A 7,447-nucleotide genomic window follows, 5' to 3' on the forward strand; every position below is an offset into this window, starting at 1 on the left:
TGGCGCGGGTGATGGCCGACGCCCACAGCAAGGTGGTGGCGACCACCCTCGCCGACGATGCCGACATCCATGCCTGGACGCCGGGCAACGACATCACCGGCCGCCTGGTCCGCGCGATCGTCGCCGCCTGCAAGGCGGTGCCGGCGCTCAACGCCTGGTTCGATGGCGACAACCTGACCCGCACCCTGCATCCGCACGTCGACATCGGCATCGCGGTCGACACCGACGACGGCCTGTTCGTGCCGGCGCTGCGCAACGCCGACGTGCTCGACGCGCGCGGCGTGCGCGAGGCGGTCAACCGGCTGCGCGCGCAGGTCGAGGACCGCAGCATTCCGGCCTCGGAGCTGAGCGGGTACACGATCTCGCTGTCGAACTTCGGCATGTTCGCCGGCCGCTACGCGACCCCGGTGGTGGTACCGCCGTGCGTGGCGATCGTCGCCGCCGGCCGTGGCCGCCACCAGATGACCCCGGTGATGGGCGGAGTCGAGGCGCACAAGGTGATCCCGCTGTCGCTGACCTTCGACCACCGCGCCTGCACCGGCGGCGAGGCGGCGCGCTTCCTGCGCGCGATGATCGACGATCTGGCCCTGCCCGCCTGAGCCCGGCGGACAACTCCGGCGGCATCCGCAACACCCGCGACATCGCGGGTGTTGCGCATTTATTACAGCTGTTTTTTGATCCGGAATAAAAAATTGCTACCCCGGTCACAAACCGTCCGTATCCAGACGATAGCTTGAGTTGGCGCCGATCCATCGCGCGCCGCCACCGGGGGCCAGGACCCGGCATCCATGGACAAACATGCAATGGAGAGGATCAAGCAATGACCGCAAAGACTTCATCCAGGCACCTACGGCTCCGCCTGTCGTCGCTCCTGCTGCTCGGCCTGTGCACCGCCGCCGTGCATGCCGCGCCCAATTTCCAGCTGCCGGTCTGCGGCAAGAGCAGCACGCAGTGGCGGGTCAGCAACTGGAGCGGACACAATCCGGCGCATGCGGCCGACATCAACTGGGGTTCCGGCGACGCCGACCTCGGCAAACCCGTCGCCGCCGCGGCCGCCGGCACCGTGATCAAGGCCGCCTACGACACCAACACCGGCTACGGCCGCAACATCGTCATCGACCACGGCGGCGGCTGGCGCACGCGCTACGCGCACCTGAACGCGATGTCGGTGTCGAAAGGACAGACGGTGCGGCGCGGACAGAAGATCGGAACCGTCGGCAAGAGCAGCGCCAAGTACACCTTCGCCGCGCATCTGCACTACGAACAGATCTACAACGGCAGCGTCCGCGACCCGATCATCAACGGCGTGACCGTCCCCTACGGCGGCGTCAGGTACTTCTCCGCCGGCGACTGCAACACCTCCGGCGGCTCGGCGACCGGCACGGTCAGGACCAACGGCGCCAACCTCAACATCCGTTCCGGTCCCAGCACCAACTACTCGGTCGTCGGCAGCCTCGCCAACGGCAGCAAGGTGACCATCTACTGCCAGACCTACGGCCAGTCGATCTCCGGCTACTACGGCACCAGCTCGATCTGGAACCGCATCGGCAGCGGCAAGTGGATCCCGGATGCCTACACCTACACCGGCTCCAGCGGCTTCGTCGCCCCCAGGTGTTGAAGCCCACCGAGGTGGCGCCCGCTCGACCCGGCGCCACCGACTCCGGGCCCGTCGACGCACGCGTCGACGGGTTCCGCCCCTTCAACCCATCGCCGCAGGGGTGTGAACGCAGATGAGCCGATCGGGCACCGCCATCGCAGCCACCGCCGTCGTCGTCGCCGGCATCGCAATCGCGTGGTTCTGGGTGCCGCGATCGGAGCACGCGCCGGCACCACCAGCCGCGCAGACTGCGTCGCAGTCGCCCGCCACCGGGCCCGAGGCCTCGCCCGGATCGCGCAGCGTCGGCGACGACCTCGACAGCGAAGTCCAACGTCTCCGGGACGATCCGACCTACCTGCAGCGGCTGCTGGCGATGTACGCCTCCGAGACCGACCTCGACACCCGCGGCGCCCTGCTGGCGGTGCTGCGCGGCGCCGCCGACGACAACGAGGAGATCCTGCGCTTCGCCCTCGACCTGGCCGACGACCCCGACCCGGCCAGGCGCGGCGACGGGCTGGCCCTGCTGGAAGCCTATCCGCTGGACAACGCACAGGTCCGCGAGCTGCTCACGCGCCAGATCGGCGAGGAAGACGACCCGCAGATGCTGGGCCGGCTGGTCGGGATGCTGGAGGCGGCGGTGGTGCCGACCGAGGATGCCGCCCCGCTGGTCGAGCAGCTGACCCGCCTGCGCCAACACCCCGATCCCGGGGTCCGCGCCGCCAGCGTCATGCAGTCGGTCTCCTGGGACAAGGGCAGCGACCTGGAGGAGGTGCTCCACCAGGCCATCCTCGACGCCGCGCCGCAGGTGCGCCAGGCCGCTATCGGCGGAATCACCGCCTCGGGGGCGCGCTCGCCCCGGCTCAAGGACGCCCTGCTCGCGATCGCCGCCGACCCGGCTTCGGGCAACGACGAACGGTTCGCGGCGGTGCTGGCCCTGCAGGACTTCCCGCTCAGTCGCGCCGAATACGCGATCTACCTGCAGGCGGCACGGATGACCGAGCACGGCGACCACGACCACTGAGCTTCGGCCACCGACCCGGCCGGTCGCCTGTCGCCGCCGCATTGGGCGCTATCCTCGTCATCGCCCCCTCAGCAACGGAAGCCACGCCATGGCACACCGCAGCCGCCTCGCCGGTTTCATCATCGACTGCAGGACCGACGATCTCGACGCCGCCGCCGATTTCTGGAGTCAGGCGTTGGGCATGAGCATCAGCGACCGCGAGGCCGGCGACGGCAGCGCCGAGTACCAGATGTTCGGCGACACCCCGGGCGACCTGCATGTCGAAGTCCAGAAGGTGACCCACGAATCGCGCGTGCACCTGGACATCGAGACCGACGACATCGACGCCGAGGCCGCACGGCTGGAGGCACTGGGCGCGAAGAAGATCGCCTTCCACAAGCGCTGGTGGGTGATGGAGGCACCGACCGGACAACGCTTCTGCGTGGTCCGGATGAAGCATCCCGAGCGCGGCGCCCCGCCCAGGGAATGGAACGACTGAGTTCCCGGGCTGAGCCCGCAGGAGCGGTGCAAGCCGCGATCGGGCTTTCCCGTGAACGCTTCATCGCGGCTTACGCCGCTCCTACGGGAGCTTGTGCCGGTGCTACGGGTCAGGGGACTGGTTGAACAGCGGGGTGTCGTCGGCGATCACCCGGTTGCGACCGCCGGCCTTGGCCCGATACAGGGCCTGGTCGGCGCGGTCGAACACCTGGTCCGCCCACAGCTCGCCGGGCTCGCCGGTCGCCACCCCGATCGACACCGTCAACGCGAACGGCAGCGCGGAATGCATCACCTTGTCGCGGATGCGTTCGCCGACCTCGACCGCGCCGGCCAGGCGGGTTTCCGGCAGCACCACCAGGATTTCCTCGCCGCCGTAGCGGACCGCGATGTCGCCGGCCCGGATCGTCGCCGCGACCGCGTCGGCGACCGCCTGCAGCGCGCGGTCGCCGAGCAGATGGCCGTGGCGGTCGTTGACCTGCTTGAAGTGATCCACGTCGATCAGCATCAGGCTGTACGGCGAACCGCTGAGGCGCTCGATCGCCTCCGGGCGCTGCCGCAGCTGGGCCAGGCCGACCCGGTTCATCAGCCCGGTCAGCTGGTCGTGATTGGCGCGATGTTCGAGTTGCTCGTTGCGGCGCTCCAGATCGGCGCGGGCCTCCTCCAGGCGGAGCGCGAACGCCTCGCGCTCGGCCAGCAACCGGCGTTGTTCGTGCGCGTAGCGGCGCAGCTCCAGCAGGTGCTGGGTCTGCCGTGCGAGCACCTGCAGGCCATCGCGCTGGGCCTCGCTGAGCTCGCGCGGCACCGTGTCCAGCACGCAGATCGTGCCCAGCGCATGGCCGTCGGGGCTGCGCAGCGGCATGCCGGCATAGAAGCGCAGGGGCTGCCCGACGACCTTCAACCCGAACCGCGAGAAGCGGCGGTCGGCCCCCACGTCGGCGACCTCCAGCAGCCGCTCGGGCGTGCGGATCGCGTGGTCGCAGATCGCCTCCCCGCGTGGCGTCTGGATCACGTCGACTCCGAGCCGTGCCTTGAACCATTGGCGGTCGTGGTCGATCAGCGACACCAGCGCGCCCGGGGTGGCGCAGACCGTCGCCGCCAGCCGGACGATGTCGTCGAAGGCCTGCTCCGGCGGCGTGTCGATCACGTCGTAGGCGTCCAGCGCGGCCTGACGTCGGACCTCCTCCGCGAAGCCGCGCACGCCCACCGGCCCGGCCGTCGCATCGGCCGGGGCCTGGGCGATGCTTGCGGGAGCTTCGGATCGCAGACGCACGGAGATCGGGAGAGGTTTTGTGATCGCAGTCGAAAGGGTAGCGTGAAGCCGGGCGCCGTCCCGTGACGGCGCCCGCAAGAGCGGGCGCAAGTCCGCCGTGGCGCCGCGTCGTTCAGCCTGCGGCGCGGCGGCGCGCCAGCCAGACCTCCAGGCCCTGCGCGTTGAGCTCGATGTCCATCGCCAGCACGGCGGCGATCGCCGCGTCGTCCAGGGTCACCCCGTGGGCCCGCAGCCGCTGCCGGTACAGCGTCTCCAGTTCGGCGACCAGATGGGCGTGGACATCCTCCGCCGCCGCCGCCCGCAGCGCCGCGGCGACCATCGCGTCGACCTGTTCCAGCAACATCCCCGCCAGCCGCTCGACCCCTTCGACGCGACCGAAATGGGTCACGTACATCGCGTCCGGCCGCGCCTGGAGCAGGCGCCGTATCGAGGCCTTCAGCGCATCCGGCTCGAACTGCACCGGGGTCGTGGTCGGCAGCGCGAACGCGCCGTCGGCGGTATCGAACTCGCGGTAGGACAGCCCGAAAGTGTCGCCGGTGAACCAACTGCGGCTGCGCGCGTCCCACAGGCACAGGTGATGGCGGGCGTGGCCGGGACTGTCGATGCAGTGCAGCGGGCGGCCGGCCAGCTCGATCACGCAGCCGTCCGGCGCCTCGACCACCCGCGCCTCCGGCACCGGCAGGATCGCGCCGTAGCTGCGCGCCATCTCCGCCTCGCCGTAGACCGCGGTCGCGCCGGCGATCAACCGCGACGGATCGATCATGTGCGGCGCCCCACGCGGATGTACCAGCAAGCGCGCGTTCGGCAGCTCGCGCATCAATGCGCCGGCGCCGCCGGCATGGTCCAGGTGCACGTGGGTGAGCACCAGCCAGTCGACATCGGCGACATCCAGGCCGTTGTCCTCCAGTGCCTGCAGCATCGCCGGAACGCTGTGGTTGGTACCGCAGTCGACGAACGCGCCACGGCCACCCTCGACGATCAGGTAGGCCGCATCGAAGCGCGGCCGCTGGAAACCGGTGTCGATCGTGGTGATGCCATGTGCTGGTGGCGTGGTGCCGGCTGACGTCATGCGGTCCCTCCCATTGGCGATGCCTGGAACCCAGTCTAGAGCGCCGCCGCCGGATAGGACATTCGACGATCGCGTCGACCTGGGCCCCTCCGCGCTAGCCCATCCGGCGCAACCAGCGCCGCCGCAGCGCGAACGCGGCGGTCATTGCCGCCAGATAGACGCCGTAGCCGACGGCGGTCGCCAGCACCTGCCGCCACATGTGCCCGTAGCCCGGATCGGCGGCCGCGTGGGCCCAGTGGATGGCGGCCAGGAACGCCAGCAGGGCGACCAGCAGCGCGCTGGCGTCGAACAGCCGCCGCGCCCGCGTCCGCGGCTGCCGCGGAAAGCACCAGAACAGCACGCCGAGGATCAGGAACCACGGCAGGAACAGGATCAGGGCCAGGTTCGGCTCGACGAGCGGACTCATCGCGGGACTCGCGCGGGACCGGGCGGACCGCGCTCAGGCCTCCTCGGCGAAACGGCCGAGCACCTCGACCAGTTCCTCGACCACCACGCCCTCGCCCAGGTGGCCGACCAGCGCCTTGCCCAGGTGCACGCCCTTGTCCAGCACGTGGTGGACCTCGTCGCCGGCGGACTGCTTGAGCTTCGCGACCAGTTGGCCGGCATCGCGCGGCGAGGCGTGGCCCTCGCTCTGCAGCAGCACCCGGTCGCCCTGCACCAGCTTGAAGTAGAAGCGCCCGTCGGCCTCGCGGTACTGCTTGAACACCGGAGCGGCGACCTTCTCCGCGGTCTGCTCGGCGACCGCCTCGACCTTCGACAGGTCGCGCAGACCGACCGCCTCGCGCACCCGCTTCAGCAGCGGCGCGGCATAGGTCTCGCGCAGCCGCACCGCGCCCTCGCGCAGGGTCAGCTCGATCCTGGCCGGATCGGCGATCAACGCCTGGTACTTCTCGCGCAGCGGCGAGATCTCCAGATCGATGCGCTCGAACAGCGCCTGCTTGGCGTCGCCCCAGCCGATCCCGTCGGCGAAGGCCTGGCGCATCGCCGCGGTCTCCTCCGCGCTGGCGAAGGCCTGGTAGAGCTGGAACAGCGCCGAGCCCTCGGTCTGCTTCAGCTCGCCCGGCGCGCTGGAGTCGGTGACGATCGAGAAGATCAGCTTGCGCAGCTGCTCGCGCGGCACGAACAACGGAATCGTGTTGTCGTAGCTCTTGCTCATCTTGCGGCCGTCCAGGCCCGGCAACGTCGCCACGTTCTCCTCGATCACCACTTCCGGCAGCGAGAAGTGCTCGCCGTACAGATGGTTGAAGCGCTGGCCGAAGTCGCGCGCCATCTCGATGTGCTGGATCTGGTCGCGACCGACCGGCACCTTGTCGGCATTGAAGATCAGGATGTCGGCGGCCATCAGCACCGGGTACATGAACAACCCCGCGGTGATCCCGGCATCGTCGTCCTCGCCGGCCTCGCGGTTCTTGTCGACCGCGGCCTTGTAGGCGTGCGCGCGGTTGAGGATGCCCTTGCCGGCCACGCAGGTCAGCAGCCAGGTCAGTTCCTGCACCTCGGGCACGTCGCTCTGGCGGTAGAACCAGACCTTGTCCGGGTCGAGCCCACAGGCCAGCCAGGTCGCGGCGATCTCCAGCGTCGAACGCTGCACGCGCGCCGGCTCCTGCACCTTGATCAGGGCGTGGTAGTCGGCGAGGAAATAGAAACTCTCCACCCCCTCGCCACGGCTGGCGGCCACGGCCGGGCGGATCGCGCCGACGTAGTTGCCCAGGTGCGGGGTTCCGGAGGTGGTGATGCCGGTCAGCACGCGGGTGCGCTGAGCGGAGGAGCTGGCAGGTTGCATGAAACGGAATACCGGCTAAACGACGCCGCAGTTTACCGGAGCCCGGCGCCACCGGCCCAACCCCGGACCGGCGACTCGCGCGTTGAGCACCATAGGTCCACAGGAGACGCCCCGATGCGCCGCATGTCCCGACTTTCCCCGCTCTCCCCGCGTACCGGTCCGTCCGGGCGCCCGGCGCGGCCGTCGCCGCCGGGCATCGCCCTGGGCGCGCTGCTGGCGACGCTGCTGGC

8 protein-coding genes are annotated in these 7,447 nt (G+C 70.1%); 4 read left to right on the top strand and 4 right to left on the bottom strand.

The window, feature by feature from the left end; genetic code table 11:
• The 4 genes from FKV24_RS12310 to FKV24_RS12325 form a co-directional block, all read left to right on the top strand.
• The coding region (locus FKV24_RS12310) for a 2-oxo acid dehydrogenase subunit E2 (RefSeq protein WP_141482578.1) at positions 1-599 on the top strand (599 nt) is incomplete at its 5' end.
• Between the two features lie 221 nt (positions 600-820).
• Positions 821-1,618 carry a M23 family metallopeptidase gene (locus tag FKV24_RS19315; RefSeq protein WP_111265517.1) on the top strand — a complete coding sequence of 266 codons (798 nt, stop codon included), beginning with the start codon at positions 821-823 and terminating at the stop codon, positions 1,616-1,618.
• 112 nt (positions 1,619-1,730) lie between these two features.
• A complete protein-coding gene (locus FKV24_RS12320; RefSeq protein WP_141482579.1) occupies positions 1,731-2,618 on the top strand; it encodes a HEAT repeat domain-containing protein in 888 nt (295 codons plus the stop codon).
• An 88-nt stretch (positions 2,619-2,706) separates the two neighbouring features.
• Positions 2,707-3,096: a VOC family protein gene (locus FKV24_RS12325; RefSeq protein ID WP_111265515.1), complete on the top strand. Its 390-nt coding sequence runs from the start codon at positions 2,707-2,709 to the stop codon at positions 3,094-3,096.
• Positions 3,097-3,198: 102 nt separating this feature from the next.
• Here the strand turns inward: FKV24_RS12325 and FKV24_RS12330 are convergent, their stop codons facing one another.
• From FKV24_RS12330 to FKV24_RS12345, 4 genes are all read right to left on the bottom strand, one after another.
• Positions 3,199-4,365 carry a diguanylate cyclase gene (locus FKV24_RS12330; protein ID WP_170288297.1) on the bottom strand — a complete coding sequence of 389 codons (1,167 nt, stop codon included), beginning with the start codon at positions 4,363-4,365 and terminating at the stop codon, positions 3,199-3,201.
• Between the two features lie 112 nt (positions 4,366-4,477).
• Complete coding sequence (locus FKV24_RS12335; protein WP_141482581.1) at positions 4,478-5,434, bottom strand: MBL fold metallo-hydrolase; 957 nt, start codon at positions 5,432-5,434, stop codon at positions 4,478-4,480.
• A 94-nt stretch (positions 5,435-5,528) separates the two neighbouring features.
• Entirely contained in the window at positions 5,529-5,840 is a 312-nt protein-coding gene (locus tag FKV24_RS12340) for a hypothetical protein (protein WP_111265512.1), read from the bottom strand.
• A gap of 33 nt (positions 5,841-5,873) precedes the next feature.
• Complete coding sequence (locus tag FKV24_RS12345; protein ID WP_141482582.1) at positions 5,874-7,217, bottom strand: tryptophan--tRNA ligase; 1,344 nt, start codon at positions 7,215-7,217, stop codon at positions 5,874-5,876.
• Positions 7,218-7,447: the final 230 nt, after the last annotated feature.

This window comes from Marilutibacter maris (assembly GCF_006546735.2).
GTDB classification, from domain to species: Bacteria; Pseudomonadota; Gammaproteobacteria; order Xanthomonadales; family Xanthomonadaceae; genus Marilutibacter; species Marilutibacter maris.

What these genes read in the sequence shown, in the direction of transcription:
- FKV24_RS19315 (WP_111265517.1), top strand. Translation starts at nt 821, where the DNA reads ATGACCGCAAAGACTTCATCCAGGCACCTACGGCTCCGCCTGTCGTCG.
- FKV24_RS12320 (WP_141482579.1), top strand. Translation starts at nt 1,731, where the DNA reads ATGAGCCGATCGGGCACCGCCATCGCAGCCACCGCCGTCGTCGTCGCC.
- FKV24_RS12325 (WP_111265515.1), top strand. Translation starts at nt 2,707, where the DNA reads ATGGCACACCGCAGCCGCCTCGCCGGTTTCATCATCGACTGCAGGACC.
- FKV24_RS12335 (WP_141482581.1), bottom strand. Translation starts at nt 5,434, where the DNA reads ATGACGTCAGCCGGCACCACGCCACCAGCACATGGCATCACCACGATC.
- FKV24_RS12340 (WP_111265512.1), bottom strand. Translation starts at nt 5,840, where the DNA reads ATGAGTCCGCTCGTCGAGCCGAACCTGGCCCTGATCCTGTTCCTGCCG.
- FKV24_RS12345 (WP_141482582.1), bottom strand. Translation starts at nt 7,217, where the DNA reads ATGCAACCTGCCAGCTCCTCCGCTCAGCGCACCCGCGTGCTGACCGGC.